Origin of the sequence: Streptomyces glaucus (genome assembly GCF_039533365.1) — a bacterium.
Classification (GTDB): Bacteria; Actinomycetota; Actinomycetes; order Streptomycetales; family Streptomycetaceae; genus Streptomyces; species Streptomyces glaucus.
Map to the genome: position 1 here is coordinate 1 of NZ_BAAATK010000085.1, position 17,741 is coordinate 17,741.

General features: G+C 75.0%; 11 protein-coding genes, 1 tRNA gene and 1 pseudogene. 2 read left to right on the forward strand and 11 right to left on the reverse strand.

Annotated elements, in window-relative coordinates:
- Positions 1-132 precede the first annotated feature (132 nt).
- Both ABD363_RS31185 and ABD363_RS31190 read right to left on the reverse strand, forming a co-directional pair.
- Positions 133-2,103: an ABC transporter ATP-binding protein gene (locus tag ABD363_RS31185; protein ID WP_344609684.1), complete on the reverse strand. Its 1,971-nt coding sequence runs from the start codon at positions 2,101-2,103 to the stop codon at positions 133-135.
- A gap of 538 nt (positions 2,104-2,641) precedes the next feature.
- On the reverse strand, positions 2,642-3,820 hold the full coding sequence (locus tag ABD363_RS31190) for a ParB/RepB/Spo0J family partition protein (protein WP_344609704.1): 1,179 nt from the start codon (positions 3,818-3,820) through the stop codon (positions 2,642-2,644).
- A gap of 727 nt (positions 3,821-4,547) precedes the next feature.
- Between ABD363_RS31190 and ABD363_RS31195 the strand changes: the two genes are divergently transcribed.
- Positions 4,548-4,961: a hypothetical protein gene (locus ABD363_RS31195; RefSeq protein ID WP_344609686.1), complete on the forward strand. Its 414-nt coding sequence runs from the start codon at positions 4,548-4,550 to the stop codon at positions 4,959-4,961.
- 138 nt (positions 4,962-5,099) lie between these two features.
- Here ABD363_RS31195 and ABD363_RS31200 read toward each other — a convergent pair whose 3' ends face one another.
- The 6 genes from ABD363_RS31200 to selD form a co-directional block, all read right to left on the reverse strand.
- Positions 5,100-5,702, reverse strand: coding sequence for an HD domain-containing protein (locus tag ABD363_RS31200; RefSeq protein WP_344609688.1), 603 nt, complete (start codon positions 5,700-5,702; stop codon positions 5,100-5,102).
- A 337-nt stretch (positions 5,703-6,039) separates the two neighbouring features.
- Positions 6,040-6,282, reverse strand: coding sequence for an acyl carrier protein (locus ABD363_RS31205; RefSeq protein WP_344609690.1), 243 nt, complete (start codon positions 6,280-6,282; stop codon positions 6,040-6,042).
- 52 nt (positions 6,283-6,334) lie between these two features.
- Complete coding sequence (nrfD, locus tag ABD363_RS31210; protein WP_344609692.1) at positions 6,335-7,390, reverse strand: NrfD/PsrC family molybdoenzyme membrane anchor subunit; 1,056 nt, start codon at positions 7,388-7,390, stop codon at positions 6,335-6,337.
- Complete coding sequence (locus tag ABD363_RS31215) at positions 7,387-8,415, reverse strand: 4Fe-4S dicluster domain-containing protein (RefSeq protein ID WP_344609694.1); 1,029 nt, start codon at positions 8,413-8,415, stop codon at positions 7,387-7,389. Before ABD363_RS31215 ends, nrfD begins: the two co-directional genes overlap by 4 nt.
- On the reverse strand, positions 8,412-11,708 hold the full coding sequence (gene fdh, locus ABD363_RS31220; RefSeq protein ID WP_344609696.1) for a formate dehydrogenase: 3,297 nt from the start codon (positions 11,706-11,708) through the stop codon (positions 8,412-8,414). Before fdh ends, ABD363_RS31215 begins: the two co-directional genes overlap by 4 nt.
- Before the next feature lie 229 nt (positions 11,709-11,937).
- Positions 11,938-12,963 (reverse strand): selenide, water dikinase SelD, encoded by a 1,026-nt coding sequence (selD, locus tag ABD363_RS31225; RefSeq protein ID WP_344609698.1) that lies wholly within the window; start codon positions 12,961-12,963, stop codon positions 11,938-11,940.
- A gap of 153 nt (positions 12,964-13,116) precedes the next feature.
- Between selD and ABD363_RS31230 the strand changes: the two genes are divergently transcribed.
- Positions 13,117-13,209: transfer RNA gene (locus ABD363_RS31230), tRNA-Sec, on the forward strand.
- Positions 13,210-13,244: 35 nt separating this feature from the next.
- Here the strand turns inward: ABD363_RS31230 and ABD363_RS31235 are convergent.
- From ABD363_RS31235 to ABD363_RS31245, 3 genes and pseudogenes are all read right to left on the reverse strand, one after another.
- Positions 13,245-15,014: pseudogene (locus ABD363_RS31235) on the reverse strand (SelB domain-containing protein); the annotation flags it as partial.
- A gap of 5 nt (positions 15,015-15,019) precedes the next feature.
- Positions 15,020-16,417, reverse strand: a complete 1,398-nt coding sequence (selA, locus tag ABD363_RS31240) for an L-seryl-tRNA(Sec) selenium transferase (RefSeq protein WP_344609700.1) — start codon at positions 16,415-16,417, stop codon at positions 15,020-15,022.
- Positions 16,418-16,698: 281 nt separating this feature from the next.
- Positions 16,699-17,741, reverse strand: a 1,043-nt coding sequence (locus ABD363_RS31245) for a Brp/Blh family beta-carotene 15,15'-dioxygenase (protein WP_344609702.1), incomplete at its 5' end; no start/stop codon positions are given.

Sequence of the window (17,741 nt, forward strand, 5' to 3'; positions counted from 1 at the left end):
ACCGCCACCGCCCCCGGCGCCCGCACCACCCACGCACGGAACAACTCCAACACCGGGACCGGAGCTGTCATCGACGTGCCGTTCATGTCTCCCCCTCCGACGGACGACCGTTTCTCGGACTGCTGGTGCTGATCAGGGGGTGCCGTCGCCCCGCACCCGTGGGCCGCGCATCCCGCCGCCCGTGCCGCCGCCGGGCATGCCGCCTCCGGGACCGCCTCCCCTGCCGCCGGGCATGCCGCCTCCGAAGCCGCCTCCCGTGCCGCCGCCGCGGGTCCGGATCCTCGGGCCCGCCGATTCCTGCGGCGGGGTCTGCTCGCGGTGGCCGTTGCCGCGGGGCGGGGGCAGTGCGCCGGGCTTGCTGAACTGGGTGTCGTGGAGGTGGGTGTAGAGGCCGCCGGCGGCGAGGAGTTCCTCGTGGGTGCCGCGTTCGCGGACCCGGCCGCCGTCGATGACGAGGATCTGGTCGGCCTCGCGGACGGTGGAGAGCCGGTGCGCGATCACCAGGGAGGTGCGGTTGCTCAGGGCCGTCTTCAGGGCGCGCTGGACGGCCGCCTCCGATTCGGAGTCCAGGTGGGCGGTGGCCTCGTCGAGCACGACGACCGCCGGGGCCTTCAGCAGGAGCCGGGCGACGGCCAGTCGCTGTTTCTCGCCACCGGAGAGCCGGAAGCCGCGGTCGCCGACGACCGTGTCGAGCCCGTCGGGCAGGGAACGGACCAGGTCCCAGATGCGGGCCTGCTCGCACGCCTCGATCAGTTCCTCCTCGGTGGCCTCGGGGCGGGCGTAGGCGAGGTTCGCGCGGATGGTGTCGTGGAAGAGGTACGCGTCCTGGGTGACGACGCCGACGGTGGCGCGCAGCGAGTCGAAGGTGAGGTCGCGGACGTCCGTGCCGTCGATGCGGACGGCTCCCGAGGTCACGTCGTACAGCCGGGACACCAGGTGGGTGATGGTGGTCTTGCCGGCGCCGGAGGGGCCGACGAGTGCGGTGAGCGTGCCGGGGGCGACGCTGAAGTCCAGTCCGTGCAGGACCTCCGGCACGGCCCTGCCGCGCTCGTCGCCGGGGACCGGGTGGGTCTCCAGGGAGGCCAGGGAGACCTCCTCGGGGCGGGGGTAGGCGAAGGACACCTGCTCGAAGCGGATCTCGGGCGCCCGGCCGTTGCCGGGCGCGGGGAGCGCGACGGCGTCCGGGCGCTCCTCGATGAGCGGTTCGATGTCGAGCAGTTCGAAGATCCGGTCGAAACTGACCATCACCGTCAGGGCGTTGGCCTGCATGCTGGAGAGCTGGGTGATGGGGCCGAACAGCCGGCCCAGCAGGGTGGCCAGGGCCACCAGGGTGCCGAGTCCGACGATCCCGTCGAGGACGAGTCCGCCGCCGACGCCGTACACGAGGGCGGTGGTGAGCGCGGTGAGCAGGGCCATGAGGATGAACGCGAGGCGGCTGAAGACGGTCAGCCGTACGCCGACCTCGCGCACTTTCCCCGCTTCGTCCTGGTACTTCCTCAGTTCCTCCGCCGGGCGGCCGAACAGCTTGGCGAGCATGGCGCCCTGCACGTTGAAACGCTCGTGAATCGTTCCGCTCAGGTCGGCGTGCAGTTCCATCTGCTTCCTGGAATACGCCTGGAGCCGGCGGCCGATGTAGAGCCAGGGCAGGAAGAACACCGGCAGCAGCACGAGCGCGATCAGGGTGACGAGCCAGGAGAGATAGAACATCTCGGCGAGCACCAGCACCACGGTGAGGGCGCCGGTCGCCGACAGCAGCAGGGTGGTGAGGGCCTGCTGGGCCATGACCACGTCGGTGTTCAGCCGGCTGGAGAGGGCGCCGGTCCGGGTGCGGGTGAAGAAGGCCAGGGGCATGCGCTGCACATGGCGGAACGCCTGCACCCGCAGGTCGTGGCTGACTCCCTGGCCGATACGGCCGGACAGGGCGCTCTGCGCGAGCTGGGTCACGGAACCGACCAGGGCGAGCGCGGCGACGAGCAGCGCCAGGACGGTGACGACCCGGGCGTCGTCCCGCATGATCCCGTTGTCGACGATCTCTTTCAGCAGCAGCGGAGTCGTGACGATGACGAGGGAGTCGACGAGTGTCACGAGAATGAGGGCGAGCACCGTTCTGCGATGCGGTCCGACAAAGGCGAGTATTCGCCGCGGTGTTCCCGGCCTGATGCGGGAAGGCTCCGAGTCGTCGCCGCCCTTCATCATCACCCCACCGGGGGTCTGAGTGACCAGCATGTCGACGGGGACCTCCTGCTGTAGGGATTCGGGGAAGCAGCGGCCGTGAATGGGCGGGGAGTCCCTCGGGCACATTCCGGTGCCGCGGCCCGAGAGGCGACGATACCTGTCTGAATTCCGGCCAACCACGCGCTCGGGCCGGGCTTTCGGGCAGGCCGGACGAGCGTCCGGAGAAACGTGTGCATGGCGGGGATACGGGAGCGCCGCACGCGTGGAAGGGCCCCGGGTGAATGGGGTGCGTCCGGTTTCCGGAAGTTCGCCGGGTCAGCCCGGCGTCATGCCGTTCCGGCCGGGCGGCGTCACGCGGAGCCGCCCGGCCGGGAGGATTTCACGCGCCGCCGGAGAAGGCGGCGGCACCGGTGTCCAACCGTTCGCCTTGCGCAGTTGGACGAGCCGGTTGGACGGGCCGGTGGAATCACATGGTCGGGCAGGCCGAGGAATCGGCCGGAGAAGCCGGCGAATCGTTGCCCCGGGCGATGTTCTTCTCCACCCGGGCGGCCACCTCTTCCCAGATGTGCGCGCATTCGCGGGCCAGGTGGGCCACGGTGCCGCTCCAGTACGGCGGGACGGTGTCGATGATTCCCTCCCACTCGCCCGGCGGAAGCATGTGCACACTGAGCAGCCGCAGCAGTTGGCGTCCCGTTTCGTTGAGCCGGAGAGCGGGGTCCGCCTTGAGGCGGTTCACCGCCGAGAGCCCTTCCGCGAAGGCGGTCCCGGCGGCCGGGCCGGGCCGGCCCTCACCGTGGCCCGGCCGCGGTACGACCTTCAGCATCTCCTTGCGCGGACGGGGCCGGACGCCCCGCGGCCGTGGGGGGAGCAGCGGCTCCTCCCCTCGGCTGAGGCGATTGCGCACGTCCCGCGCGGTCTCCGGGGAGATGCCGGCGGCCCGGGCGATCTGGCGCAGCGACAGATCCGGGTTCTCGGCGATCAGTTGACCCGCTCGCCTGCGCCCTTCGGCGATGTCGACGGGGCGCACCCGCCCGTCCCGGCCGATCCTCGCGACGTCCTCCCCGGGTGTGCCGGCCACCGCCGACCGGCGCACGTCGGCGACCGTGCCGGGGGCGATGCCCGTCACGGAGGCGATCTTCCGGTCCGACCATTGCGGATGCGTGGCGATGATCCGCGCGGCGGCCCGTTTGCGGTCCAGCAGGGACAGCGGCAGTCCGTGCCGCACGTTCGACTCGACGGCGAGCACGAAGGCGTCCGCCTCGGTGCCGTCGTAGAAGGTCGCCGCGATGGTGTGGTGGCCGCGCAGTTGGGCGGCGCGCAGCCGGTGCAGTCCGTCTATCACCCGCATCGATGCGCGGTGCACGATGATGGGCGGCAAGGGAACATCCAATTCCGCGAGTGCCGCCACATGGTCCGGGTCCTCGCCCGCTTTTCTCGGTGAGCCTTCCGCCGACAATGATCGAATGTCGACGTCGATGATCCTGTCATCGGTAATCCCCCGTCGCACCCACATCTCCGTTCGCTCGATCAACGCCTTTCTCGCGCGTCGCGACTTCGGCGACGCATTCCGGCACCCGCCGACTCCGACGCCACGGGTCGATCGATCGGTGCTCGTCACAATGGACCGGGTGACGTTCACCGACATCACGCGCTTGCACGGTGGCGACCGGATCCTCGGTGCCGGTGCTGTACGGCTGCGTCGTCGCTGCACCGCCGCGGTCGGGTCCCGAGCCACTTCGGTTCGCGAACCTGCGGATTCGGTTCCGGCGAGGAACCGAACCGCGACGCACCCGCTTTTCGAACGAGTATCCGGGAAAACACGAGTCTTTTCCTGGCGCGCTCACTCTAACAGCAGCGCACAGCCCGGGGGGCAGACTTCATCACGCCATCCATCATTTGAGACGGCTCACCAATTCCGCCGAACGGAGGGGCGCATGACGGCGCGAAAGCCGGAATGATCTGTTCTCCTCTTTCTCCCGGCTATTCCCGCCTATTCACTCACCGTCCGACCGCCCGGTCGGGCAAGGACGCGACTCGGCGTCGTAAAGCGGCGGCCGTCGCGGTGCGCGTCGAAGACCCGGAAGCGGAATGCTCTTCCCGCCACGGGTCCGATGTCCCAGGACGCGCGACCCGGCAACCGGGCGGAGCCGACCCGCCGTGGATCCGCGCGGCTCCGCCCTCACCGCCGCGCCGATGCTCTCACCGACGGGGTTTCAGCGAGGTAACAGCCGTTGGGTCTGCGCCGCCGCGGCCACATCGCGCCTCACGGATCGCGGCGGGGCGACGGCGGGCGTTCCGGCGCGGTAACCCCCGCCGCGCTCTACTGGGCAGCGGATCACGACGACCACCCCCACTCCGACCCGGGAGGATCCATGGGCAACGCGACCAGTCCCTGCGCCATGTGCGGCGTCGAGTTCGTACCGGAGGCCCGTCGCCGGGGCCGCCCCGACTCACGTTTCTGCACCGCCGCATGCCGCGCACTCTGGGAGCGGACGCACGGCACGCGGATCGTTCCCGGACCGTCCACGGCCAAGCCGGCGGGCACGGCCGGGACGACCGGGCCCGTCGAGACGACCGAGCCCGTCGAGACGGCCGGGCCGGTCGGGACGGCCGGTGCGGACGCCGGCCGTCCGGCGCCGCTGCCGCCGCTGGGCACCGAGCATTCCTGCCCCCACTGCGGCCACCAGCTCACGATCGTGAACTTCGTGCTGCCGAGCCTGGATTCGGCCGGTGACGTGGACGCGGCCGACGACGGGGACGTGCGCGGCCGCTGTTCCACGGGGTGAGCGGAGCCCGGCTCCGGATGATTCGGCGCGGGCCGGCCGGGGCGGTGGTCCGAGGACGCCGCCGCCCGCGCCGGGTCCACCGGGCCGGCCGGACCGCGTGCCGTGCTCCGCCGGCCGGGTCGTCCGGCGGGCCGGCGGTCACGGGTGGCCGGACGAGCCGCCGTGCGGCGCCGGCATGTCCAGGACGGGGTCTCCGAACCGCGCACGCAGGGCCTGGAAGGCGGTGACCTTGTCCTCGCCGAAGCGGCGGACGTGGGAGGCGTACTCGTCGGCGGAGAGGAACACGGTGGGCCTGGACTTGCTGTGGAACTTGTCCGCGTACATCACCAGCTTCTCCTCGTCCGTCACCGCCAGGTAGTCGCCGACCGGCAGCGGCAGGCCCTGGCTCAGGATGTCGTCCCTCGTCAGCCCCACCCCGGTGTGGTGGGAGCAGAAGCGGCACAGGACCTCCGGGAAACCCTCGTCCGCCAAGAGCTCGTGTCCGAGCAGCCCGTGCCGGATGTAGCCGCGGTGGTCCAGCAGGCCGTCGTCCCCGTAGAGGCGGTAGACGCCGATGTCGTGGAGGAGGCAGCCGGCGCGGACCAGGTCGGCGTCGAGATGAGCGAGGTGCGGCGCGGAGAGGAGCCGCTCGGCGATGTGCCAGACGATCTCGCAGTGCGTGTGCACGAGTTCGAACGCCTCGGCGGTCGGGGCGTACTTCTCGTGCAGCGCGCGGATCTCTTCGGGTCCCGGAATCCTCATCCGGGCAGCGTAACAACCACCGGCCCGGTGTCCCGGCGGGGGAACCGGGCCGGGACGCGGGCCGGCCCCGCCGGGGTGTCCCGGCGGGGCCGGCCCGCGGTCGCCCGCGTGCTGGAGGCGCCTGCTGTTCCGGCCGCCCGTCGCGGTCGTCGGCGCTTCGGAGGCGATCCGCCGCTGCGCGGAGGCCGCTGTCACCGGGCCGGCCGTCCGCGGTGCCCCGGCGCGCGGCCGGGGCGCGCCCACCGGCCGGGCCCGCGGGCCTCGGCGGACCGCCGCCGGCCTCGTCCGCGGAAGGGTTCCGGGAACCGCGGGGCCGCGCGGGGCGGTCCGGCCGTCGTCAGCCGACCGCCGGACCGGCCTCCTCGGTGCCGGACAGCTCGGCCAGGAACTGGTGGCAGCGGGCCGCGCGTTCCGAGTCCTGCTCCATGACGGTGCGGAAGAACTCGGCGATCTCCTTCTTGTTCGCGTTCTCCGCGTCGCGCACGTACTGGCCGTAGTCGTGCCCGGCCTTCAGCGCGTGGTACTGCACGGAGATGAGGTCGTACACGACGTCGCTGAAACCGGTTTCACCCGTGGCCATGAGTCCTCCCGGAGTAGGTGAGAAGTAGGAACGCAAGCCGGGTATCACCTCTTCAGCGGCCCAAACCAGGCTCGGCGGCCGCGTTGCGGCGGGCGCGCTGCGGGACCACGACGTAGGCCGGGTCCCTCGTCGACGCGACGCCGCCCTCGAAGGTGCCGAACCGCTGCAGGGCACTGCCGGCGAGCAGGGCGAGCCCGGCCGCGGCGGCGGCCGGGCGGCTGCGGCGGGCGACGGTGACCGCGGCGAGCGCCCCGCCGAGGGTGAGCTGTTCCGCGGCCCGGCGCAGGCGGTGGGCGCGGCCCTCGGTGTAGGCCTTGGTCTCCAGGCCGGGCCGGCGGTCCAGGAGCCGGGCGGCGACGAGTTCCGCCGCCGCGCCCGCGGCCGCGAGGCGCCGGGCGGGGGCCGCCTCGGCCACCGGAGCGAGCAGCAGGCCGAGGCCCGCGCCGCTCGCGGCGGCGGACCCGGTGAACACGAAGGGCAGTTCGCGGCGGGCTTCGTGCCAGGCCGGCACAGCCGTCTGGGAGAGCAGCACCGCCGTATAGGAGGCGAGTCCGGGCGCGAAGGCCGCGGCCCACAGCCCGCCCAGCCGGCCCGCCCGGTGCAGCAGGCGGCCGGGCCGGGTGCCGCGCCAGGGGGCGGGCAGCAGTTCGGCCGCGGCAGCCAGGCCGCTGCCGGGCCCGTAGGCGACGAGGATCCAGGTGCCGACGGACATGGGCGACGTCGGCTTCGCCACCCGCAGCATGTGGTGGAAGCGTTCGGGGCGGCCCAGGTCGGCGACGAGCAGGTAGGTGCTGGCGAGCAGGGCGCCGAAGCCGCCCAGGCGGCCGGTGCGGCACAGGGCCGGACGGCCGGTCAGGTCGGCGCCGGCCGCGAGCAGGGCCGCGCCCGCCGCCAGACCGCCGGTGAACAGGTAGGCGGGGACCTTCCACTCCCACACGGGCGGTTTCAGCACGGGCCGGCCGTAGTAGGAGCGGAACCCGTCCGCCGGGGCGGCCGTCTCCTCGCGGTGGCCGCCGCGGCCGCGGCCCGAGGCGAAGGTGCCCGCGCGGACGTCGGCGGCGCCCGCGTCGCTGCGCGGCTCGCGCGGCAGTCCGTCGTCGCCGCTCACCGGCGGCCTCCCGCACCCGGCTCGACGAAGACGGCGACGGTGGCCGCCAGCAGGGCCGAGGCGGCCGCGCCGGCGTACCTCCACATGGCCGGCAGGTCGCGGGTGGGGACCACGGGATCCGGTGGCAGCCCGTAGACCTCGGGGTCGTCGAGCAGCAGGAAGAACGCGCCGTCGCCGCCCACCCCGTCGTCGGGGTCGCGGCCGTACAGGCGCGCCTCCGCCACGCCCGCCTCGTGCAGCTGCTCCAGCCGCCGGTCGGCCCGTTCGCGCAGCTCGTCGAGCGGGCCGAACTGGATGGAGTCGGTGGGGCAGGCCTTGGCGCAGGCCGGTTCCAGGCCGCCGCGCAGGCGGTCGTAGCACAGGGTGCACTTCCAGGCGCGGCCGTCGTCGGCCCGCCGGTCGATGACGCCGTAGGGGCAGCCGGAGACGCAGTAGCCGCAGCCGTTGCAGATGTCGGGCTGCACCACGACGCTGCCGAACTCGGTGCGGAACAGCGCGCCGGTGGGGCAGACGTCGAGGCAGCCGGCGTGGGTGCAGTGCTTGCACACGTCGGACGCCATCAGCCAGCGGAAGTCGGTGCGGTTCCCGGCGTCGCCGGCGGCGCCGGGCAGGTCGAAGGAGGGGAAGCCCAGGTCCACCGGTCCGGTGCCAAGTTCGCCGCCGCCGCGGGGCGCCTCGCGCAGGGCGTCCGCGGTCACCTCGGCCGTGTGCCCGGTGGCGGAGGGGCCGGTGGGCAGGCCGGTCAGGCCCGGATCCTGCCGGCCCAGGGGCCGCTCCTGCTCGACGAAGGCGACGTGCCGCCACGAACTCGCGCCGAGCATCCCGGTGTTGTCGAAGGACATGCCCAGCAGGTCCAGGCCGTCCTCGGGGACGTCGTTCCACTCCTTGCAGGCCACCTCGCACGCCTTGCAGCCGATGCACACGGAGGTGTCGGTGAAGAAGCCGACGCGTGGCGGGTGTTCGCGGTGGCCGGCGTCGGCGGCGGGGTCCTGAAGGGGCCCGTACAGGCTGTGCTCGTCGGTCATGGGGAGTCCTCCGGCCGGTCCGGTTCGGTGTGGGCCGGCCCGTGGCCGGCGCCGTCGCCCGCCGTCATGACGCGGGTGCCGGTGAGCGGGGTGATCCCGGCCCGGCGGCGGTAGTCCTGGACGTACTCCAGCAGGGCCGGTCCCCGCGGCCGCCGTCCGGGGCGGATGTCGCAGGTCAGCACCTTGCTCTCCTGGATCAGCACATTGGGCTCGGCCACCACCCCGATGAGGTCGTTGACGACGTCGCCGCTGCTGAGCCCGGTGTGGCCCCAGTGGTACGGCATCCAGACCTGGTGGACGGTGCGGCCCTCGACGCGCAGCGGCGCCAGCCGGTCGGTGACGACGACGCGGGCCTCCACCGCGGTGCGGCTGGTGACGACGTGCGCCCAGTCCAGGTGGCGCAGCCCGCGCTCGGCCGCCAGTTCCGGCGACACCTCCACGAACAGCTCCGGCTGCAGCTCCGCCAGGTACGGCAGCTGACGGCTCATGCCGCCCGCGGTGTGGTGCTCGGTGAGCCGCGCCGCCGTGAAGACGAAGGGGAACACCTCGCTGTGCGCCTCGGGCGGGGCCGGGTTGGAGGGGTTGTCGCGACGGCCGTAGACCTTGCGTGTCGGGTTGGCCTGCTGGCCGTACAGGGGGTTGCGCACGGGGGACTCGTGCGGCTCGTAGTGGGTGGGCAGCGGGCCGTCCGTCAGGCCGGCCGAGGCGAACAGCCACGCCTTGCCGTCGGCCATCATGATGAACGCGTCGTCGCCGCCGAGCGCCTCGGGGCCGGACGCGCCCTCGGGGGGCCGGTGGCCGGGCGGCTTGTGCCGCTCGAAGTCGGGGACGTCGTGGCCGGTCCACTCGCCGCGTTCCTCGTCCCACCACACGAGGGCCTTGCGCTCGCTCCAGGGCCGCCCCTGCGGGTCGGCCGAGGCCCGGTTGTACAGCACGCGCCGGTTCAGCGGCCAGGTCCAGCCCCATTCGGCCTCGTACGGGCCCTGTTCGAAGCGGGACTTGCGGCGCCGGGCCTGGTTGACCTCGTCGGCGTACACCCCGCTGTAGATCCAGCAGCCGCAGGCGGTGCTGCCGTCGGCCTTCAGGTCGGCGTAGCCGCCGACGGTGCGTCCGGTGGTCAGGTCGATGCCGTTGATGTGGCGCAGGACGTCCGCCGCGGACGGCTCGTCGCCCTCGGTCGCGTAGTCCCAGGCCAGGTCGAGCACGGGCCGGTCGCGCTCGTCGGTGGAGCCGGCCAGCCGCTCCTTCACGAGCCGGCCCAGGTGGTAGAAGAACCACAGCTCGGAGCGCTGGTCGCCGCTCGGCTCGACGGCCTGGTCCCGCCACTGCAGCATGCGCTGGGTCTGGGTGAAGGTGCCGGACTTCTCCACGTGCGAGGCGGCGGGGAAGAAGAACACCTCCGTGCGGCAGCGCTCGGGGACGATCTCCCCGGTCTCGACCTCGGGGGCGTCCTTCCAGAAGGTGGCGCTCTCGATCATGTTCAGGTCGCGGACGACGAGCCAGTCCAGGTTGGCCATGCCCAGGCGCTGCAGGCGGCCGTGCGCGGAGCCGACGGCGGGGTTCTGGCCGAGCAGGAAGTAGCCGAAGACCTTCCCGTCGACCATGTCCATCGCGGTGCGGTAGGTGCCGTGGTCGCCGTCGATGCGGGGCAGGTGGCCGAAGCAGTAGTCGTTCTCGGCGGTGGCCGCCTCGCCCCAGTACTCCTTCAGCAGCGAGACCGTGTAGGCGTCGGCGTTGCCCCAGAATCCCTTCTGGCCGGGGCGGCGGATGCCGTCCAGGTAGGCGGCCAGGTCCTGGTGGGTGACGTCCGGCATCGGCAGGTAGCCGGGCAGCAGGTTGAACAGGGTCGGGATGTCCGTCGAGCCCTGGATGGAGGCGTGCCCGCGCAGCGCGTAGATGCCGCCGCCGGGGCGGCCGATGTTGCCCAGCAGCAGCTGGACGATCGAACCGGCGCGGATGTACTGGGCGCCGGTGGAGTGCTGCGTCCAGCCGACGCTGTACACCAGGGCCGTGGTGCGCTCGCGGCCGGAGTTGTCCGTCCAGGCCCGGCACACCTCCAGGAACGCGTCCCGGGGGACTCCGCAGATCCGCTCGACCATCTCGGGGGTGTAGCGGGCGAAGTGCCGCTTGAGCACCTGGTACACGCACCGCGGGTGCTCCAGCGTCGGGTCGGCGGCGATCTCGCCGGCGCCTCCCTCCACGGTCGGGCCGCCGGCGCCGTGCCGGTAGGGGGCGGCCTGTTCCTTGGCGCGGTGGCCCGGCCCCTCCTGCGCCCTGATGCTCTCGTAGGCCCAGCTGGAGGGGTCGTAGGAGGCGGTGTGCGGGTCGTAGCCGCTGAACAGGCCGTCGAGGTCCTCGGTGTCCCGGTAGTCCTCGCTCAGCAGGAACGGCGCGTTGGTGTACGCCGCCACGTACTCCCGGAAGTCCAGGCCGTGGGAGAGGATGTGGTTGATCACCCCGCCCAGGAAGGCGATGTCGGTGCCGGCCCGCAGCGGGACGTACCGGTCGGCGAGCGCGCTGGTGCGGGTGAACCGCGGGTCGATGTGGATGACCTCCGCGCCGCGCGCCTTGGCCTCCATCACCCACTGGAACCCGACCGGATGGGCCTCGGCCATGTTCGAGCCCATGATGACGACGCAGTCGGCGTTGACCAGGTCCTGCTGGTAGTCGGTGGCGCCGCCGCGGCCGAACGAGGCTCCCAGACCGGGAACCGTGGCGGAGTGTCAAATACGCGCCTGGTTCTCGATCTGGATCGCGCCGAGCGCGGTGAACAACTTCTTGATCAGGTAGTTTTCCTCGTTGTCCAGCGTCGCGCCGCCCAGGCCCGCGAAGCCCAGGGTGCGCCGCAGCGGGCGCCCGGCCTCGTCGGTGTCCTGCCAGCCCCGGCGCCGGGCGTCCAGCACCCGGTCGGCCACCATGTCCATGGCCACGTCGAGGTCCAGGTCCTGCCACTCGGTGGCGTACGGCGGCCGGTAGCGCACCTTTCGCTCGCGCTGGGGACCGGTGACGAGCTGCTTGCTGGCGGAGCCCTTCGGGCACAGCCGGCCGCGCGAGATCGGGCTGTCCGGGTTGCCCTCGATCTGGATGACGCGCTCGTCCTTGACGTAGACGCGCTGCGCGCAGCCCACCGCGCAGTAGGGGCAGACCGAGTCCGCCACCCGGTCCGCGCCGGCCGTCCGGGGTTCCAGACCGGCGGAGCGCCGGGACTGGGCCGCCTTGCCGCGGCCGAGCCGGTCGGCTCCCGTGAGCTGCCGGTACACCGGCCACCCGCCGATCCACCGTTCCACGCCCATACGCCCGCTCCCTCGCACGGCGGTGCACCTTTCTCCGAAGGCTACGCGCGCGGGGGCCGCCCGCAAGTGGGCGGTGGCAGGTGGGCGGTGGCGCCGCGCGCCGCGACCAGCCGTCCCGCGGGGTCCGCGGGGTCCGCGCGGTCCCCGGGCCCACCGCGGGCCCGCCGGGCGCGGGCGCGCGGCGGGCCCGGACGGATGCCGGGGCTCGAGCGGCGCGCCCGCGCCGGGCTCAGCGCAGGACGACGGAGGCCGGTCCGCGCGGCACCAGTTCGCCGACCACCGGCGCTCCCGGCACCTCCCCCGCCACCAGCAGCCCGCCCGAGGTCTGGGCGTCGGCCAGCAGGAGCCGGGTGTCGGCGTCGGTGCCGCCGAAGTCGGTGAACGGCGCGACCCACTCCAGGTTCCGCCGGGTGCCGCCGCTGACGTATCCGTCCCGCACCGCCTCCCGGGCCCCGTCCAGGAAGGGCACGGCGGCGGTGTCGACCACGGCGGTCACCTCCGAGGCCCGTGCCAGCTTGTGCAGGTGGCCGAGGAAGCCGAAGCCGGTGACGTCGGTGGCGCACCTCGCCCCGGCCGCCAGGGCCGCGGCCGACGCGTCCCGGTTGAGCGCGACCATGGTGGCCACCGCCTGTTCGAACCGTTCGCCGGTGGCCTTGTGCCGGTTGTTGAGCACGCCGAGGCCGAGGGGCTTGGTGAGCGACAGGGGCAGGCCCGGCCGGCCGGCGTCGTTGCGCAGCAGCCGTCCGGGGTCCGCCAGGCCGGTGACGGCCATGCCGTACTTGGGTTCCGGATCGTCCACGCTGTGTCCGCCGCCCACGTGGCAGCCGGCCTGCGCGGCGACGTCCAGCCCGCCGCGCAGCACCTCGCGCGCGAGGTCGAACGGCAGCACGTCGCGGGGCCAGGCCAGGAGGTTGACGGCGAGGACCGGGCGGCCGCCCATGGCGTACACGTCGGACAGGGCGTTGGCCGCGGCGATGCGGCCCCAGTCGTAGGGGTCGTCGACGACGGGCGTGAAGAAGTCGGCCGTGCAGACCACCGCCTGGGCCGGGGCGGCGTCCCGCGCGGGCAGGGTGACCACGGCCGCGTCGTCGCCGGTGGCCAGGCCGACCAGGAGCGGGGTGTCGCTCGCGGCCGGCCGGGGCTCCGCCAGTCCGTCGAGCACCTCCTCCAGCTCGCCGGGCGGGATCTTGCAGGCGCAGCCGCCGCCGTGGGCGAACCGGGTGAGGCGTACCGGGGTTTCACGCGGGGACGTCATGCCTGGTCTCCTTGATCGACGTGGGGGGTGTGGCACGGGGCATCGGCGGGCGGCGCCGGTGGACGCGCCGGGCCCGGGTCCGGGCCGCCGACGCGCGGTGGCCGCGGACGGTCCGGGCGTGCCGGTGGCCGTCCGGTAGCCTGGGCGGGCGAGGGAGGCGTGTGGGTGCCTGGTGGCCCTCCCGGTCTTCAAAACCGAGGTGCCCGAGGATCTCGGGCAGGCGGGTTCGATTCCCGTCCGCCTCCGCCGTCCCCGCCGGCCCGGCAGCGCCGGCGCCGGTCGTCCACGCGCTCGGTGTAGCCGCGGGCGTCCAGGAACTCCAGCAGCGGCACGGCCACCCGGCGCGTGGTGTCCAGGGCCTGGCGGGCCTCGCTCAGCGTGAACGGCTGCGGGATTCCGCGCAGTACGTCGGCGGCCCGGGCGTCCGCCTCGGGCAGCAGCACGATGCCGTCGCCGACCCGCAGCAGCGCGCCCGCCGCGACCGCGGCGGCCAGTGCCTTGCGGGTGAGGCCCAGTTCGGCCAGGCGGTCGGCGTCCGGGGCGCGGAACGGCGCCCGGGCCAGCTCCCGCCGCACGGCGTCGACGGCGGCCCGGACGGGCGGCGGGAGAGCCGGTCCCCTGCTCCCGGGGCGGTACAACCGCCCCTGGCCGCGGCGCAGTTCCTGCTCCCCCGGGGTTTCGGCGAGCGCGTCGACCAGGGCCCGGTCGGGCAGGCCGAGCAGCCGCCGGGCCGCCTCCGTGGGCAGTCCGGGGTCCATCGGGTGCCGGGCCGCGTGCCGTTCGACCTCGGCGGCCAGGCGGGCCCGCAGCGCCGCCCAGTGGTCCGGGTCGGCCAGCCAGTCCCCGGTGACCGGCGGGGCGGGCGCGGGCACGCCCATCGCCTCCAGCAGCGAGCGGCGCACGAGCCCGCGCCGCCGCAGTTCCGCCGTGCCGTCCGGGCGGCCGGTCAGGTCCGCCAGCTCGGCCGCCCTGGCCCGGGCGGCTCCGCGCCGGGTCAGGGCGGGCGGCCGCACGTCCAGTACGGTCACCCCGCACGGCGCGTGCCGCCCGCCCGGTTCCCGCAGGACGGCCCGGTCCCCGACGCGCAGGGGCAGCGCGCGGGACAGGGCCAGCCTCGCCGTGTCCGTGCCGAGCGGCCGTACGGTGACCGGTACCGCGGCGGTGCCGATGTGCAGGGTCACCGTCCGGGGCAGGTCCTCGGCCGGCCTTCCGGCGAGCCGGACGTCGGCCGTCCGGGTGAGCAGCCAGCGGCCGGGGGTCAGCAGCACCCGGCCCCGGCCGAGCAGCCCGTCGGCGGCGGCGCCGTGGACGTTGACCGCCACCCGTGCCACGCCGCCGGCCTCGGTCCGGTCCTCGTGCAGGCACTGCAGCCCGCGCACCCGCAGCGCGGTCGTGCCGTCCCCCGCCACCAGCCGGTCACCGACCCGCAGGGTGCCCGCGCCCAGGGTTCCCGTGACGACCGTCCCGTGGCCGCGCACCGTGAAGGCGCGGTCCAGCCACAGCCGTACGTCCGCGTCGGCGTCGGGGACGGGCAGCGACCGGGCCAGCCGGGCCAGCTCCGCGCGCAGTTCGCCGAGGCCCGCACCGGTCACGGCGCTCACCGCGACGGACGGGACGGTTCCCAGGGACGTCGCGGCCAGGCGCTCCGCCGCGTCCGCCCGTACGGGTCCGGGGTCCGCCAGATCGCTGCGGGTCACGGCCAGCACGGCGTGCCGTACCCCGAGCGCGTCCAGGATCTCCAGGTGCTCCTGCGACTGCGGCTGCCAGCCCTGGTCGGCGGCCACCACGAACAGCACGGCGGGCACGGGGCCGACGCCGGCCAGCATGGTGGCGACGAACCGTTCGTGGCCGGGCACGTCCACGAACGCGAGGTGCTCCCCGCCGGGGCCGTCGGCGCCGGGCGGGTCCAGCCTGGTCCACACGAATCCCAGGTCCAGGGTCAGTCCCCGGCGCCGCTCCTCCTCGAACCGGTCGGGTTCCATTCCGGTCAGCGCCCGCACCAGCGCGGACTTGCCGTGGTCGACGTGCCCGGCGGTGGCCAGTACCCGCATGCCGTCTACCTCCCGGTCGCCGTGACCGCCCGGACGGCCCCGGCCAGCCGCTCGTCGTCCTCCGCCGGCACCGCCCGCAGGTCGAGCAGGCACCGTCCCGCCTCCAGGCGCCCCACGACGGGGACCGGTCCGGTCCGCAGGGCGGCGGCGTACCGCTCGGGCAGCGACAGCGCGGCGCTGGGCAGCGTCACTCCGGGCGCGCCGCCGCCGCCCACCGTCGCGGCGCTCCGCACGGCCCGGACGTCGACGCCGCCGGCGGCCAGCGCGGCGGCCAGCCGTTCCGCGCGGCGCCTCAGACGCCCCGGATCGGCGGCCAGGGCCTCACCGGTCGGGGTCTCGGGGCCCCGCAGCGTCGCCTCCAGCGCGGCCAGGGTCAGCTTGTCCACCCGCAGGGCGCGGGCGAGCGGGTGCCGGGAGACGGCGCGGACCAGGTCCTCGTCCCCCAGGAGGAGCCCGCACTGGGGTCCGCCCAGGAGTTTGTCGCCGCTCGCGGTGACCAGCGACGCCCCGGCCTTCAGCTGGGTGCCGGCGTCGGGCTCCTCGGGCAGCAGCGGATGGGGGCCCAGCAGTCCGGAACCGATGTCCACGACGACCGGGACGCCCAGCGCCGCCAGTTCGCCGACGCCGGCGGCCCGGGTGAAGCCGGTGATCAGGAAGTTGGAGGGGTGCACCTTCAGCACGAACGCCGTCTCCGGGCCGATGGCTGCGGCGTAGTCCGCGGCGGTGGTGCGGTTGGTGGTGCCCACCTCGCGCAGCCGGGCGCCGGTGGAGACCAGCAGGTCCGGCAGCCGGAAGCCGTCCCCGATCTCCACCATCTCCCCCCGGCTGATGACGATCTCCCGGCCGGCGGCGAGGGCGGTGGCCGTCAGCACGAGCGCGGCAGCCCCGTTGTTGACGACGTGCGCCGCGGCGGCGGACGGCACCCGGTCGCGGAGGGCGGCCAGGGCGGTGCGGCCCCGGCGGGCCCGCACTCCGGTCTCCAGGTCCAGCTCGACGTCGGTGGGCCCGGCGGCCTCCTGCACCGCCCGCCGGGCCGCCGCCGACAGCGACGCCCGTCCGAGGTTGGTGTGCAGCACCACGCCGGTGGCGTTGATCACCGGCCGCAGCCCGCCGGCCGTGCGCGGCAGCAGGGCGACCGCGGTGTCGGCCACGCCGTCGGGCGGGACGGTCCCCGAGCGGGCCCGCTCCTGCGCCTGCCGGACCGCGGACTTCACCACCCCGGCCCCCAGCCGGCCGGCCGCCTCCACCAGGCGGGGGTCGCGCAGCACGGTGTCGGTGCGGGGAACGCGGCGCCGGTCGTCCGGCCCCGGCGGCGTGTCCCTCCCCCCGGCGGGCCCGGCCGCGCCGGGTGCGCGGCCCCCGGCCCTCACCCCGCTCCGTTCGGTCGCGTCCCGCTGGTCCACGCGTCCCTCCGTCCACGCCGCGCCCGGCTCGTCGCCGTCCGGTGAACTCCCATCGTCCCCCAATGCCGCCGGCCGGTGGCGGGACACGCCGGGACACCGCCGCTGACCGGCCTGCGGCCGTCGTCCGCGGGCAGCGGCCCGCGGGGCGCGCCCCGCGGTCCCCCCGTGCCTTCCGCCCCGCGGTCCTGCTTCCGGCGGCGGGAGCAGCGGTTTCGCGGTCCGCCGCGGCCCGGGGCGGGCAATTGCGGCGGGCGCGCCCGGGGTGCCGGCGACGCGGGGGCTCATCGCGTTCGCCGCCCCGGTGGCCGGGCGGTGACCGGGCGGCCGCTTCGCGCTGTGCGGCGCACCGCTGCGCGGGGTCCGCGGCGGCCGGGTGCCGCAGGCCCCTCGCAGCGGTCCAGGTGGGCCACGACGACCAGGTGGGGGAAGGTGAGGGCGGCCAGCAGGGCCACTCCGCGGGCGGCCGTCCGGCCGTCCGCCGGGAACGCGTGGGGCAGGGCGGTGAGCGCGGCGAGGGCGGCCAGCGCGACGGCGGTGGGGACGGCCGCCTGGCGGCCGAACCTGCGCAGCACCGCCGCGGTGCGCCCGGCCCGCAGTGCCGGGACGTTGGCGGGGTCGGCCAGGACCAGCCGGGCGATGTGCCGTACCGAGTGCCAGGCACCGAAGTAGGCGCCGAACGCCACCAGGGGCGGCACCACGGTGAACAGCGCGGTGAGCAGCAGCAGTTCGGCGGCCTGCCGGTGCCGTCCGCCGCGCAGCGCCGTCACGCAGCCGGCCGTCACGGCCGCTCCGGCCAGCGCCGCGGCGGCCGGCCCGCCCGGCGCGGCCAGCAGCCAGTCGAGGCCGGGGGCGAGCTGCCGCACCACCGGGCGCACCTGCTCGGGCCACCGCACCAGGGGCAGGACGGTGGTGACCGCTCCGTGGGCGAGGGCGTGCACCGTCCGCCGGGCCGGGCCCGCCGGGCCGTCGCGCAGGGCGCAGAACCGGGCGTCGCCGTAGCCGAAGTGCAGCGCCGAGACGGCCAGGAAGACGCCGAACACGCAGGCCGGGGCGGCCAGGGCGGCAGCGGGGACGGCCACGGCCGCCGCGGCGTAGCCGAGCGGGACGACGCTCCGGCGCCCGGCCGCGCACCGGGGGCGGCGCCGGAACCAGCCGGGCACCAGGTGGTCGACGGCGCCGTGCGGCAGGCCGGCCACCAGGCCGATCAGGAAGACCGCGACCGGCCAGCGCCGCCACGCCTCCGGCGCCACCAGGCCGACGGCGAGCACGGCCGCCACCGCGCCGGCGGAGATCCGGCCGGCCGGCGCCAGGACGCGGGCCGCCG

Excerpts from the sequence above, each read along its gene's own strand:
- ABD363_RS31215 (WP_344609694.1), bottom strand. The coding sequence starts at position 8,415 with ATGACCGACGAGCACAGCCTGTACGGGCCCCTTCAGGACCCCGCCGCC.
- ABD363_RS31200 (WP_344609688.1), bottom strand. The coding sequence starts at position 5,702 with ATGAGGATTCCGGGACCCGAAGAGATCCGCGCGCTGCACGAGAAGTAC.
- ABD363_RS31190 (WP_344609704.1), bottom strand. The coding sequence starts at position 3,820 with ATGTCGGTGAACGTCACCCGGTCCATTGTGACGAGCACCGATCGATCG.
- selD (WP_344609698.1), bottom strand. The coding sequence starts at position 12,963 with ATGACGTCCCCGCGTGAAACCCCGGTACGCCTCACCCGGTTCGCCCAC.
- ABD363_RS31205 (WP_344609690.1), bottom strand. The coding sequence starts at position 6,282 with ATGGCCACGGGTGAAACCGGTTTCAGCGACGTCGTGTACGACCTCATC.
- ABD363_RS31195 (WP_344609686.1), top strand. The coding sequence starts at position 4,548 with ATGGGCAACGCGACCAGTCCCTGCGCCATGTGCGGCGTCGAGTTCGTA.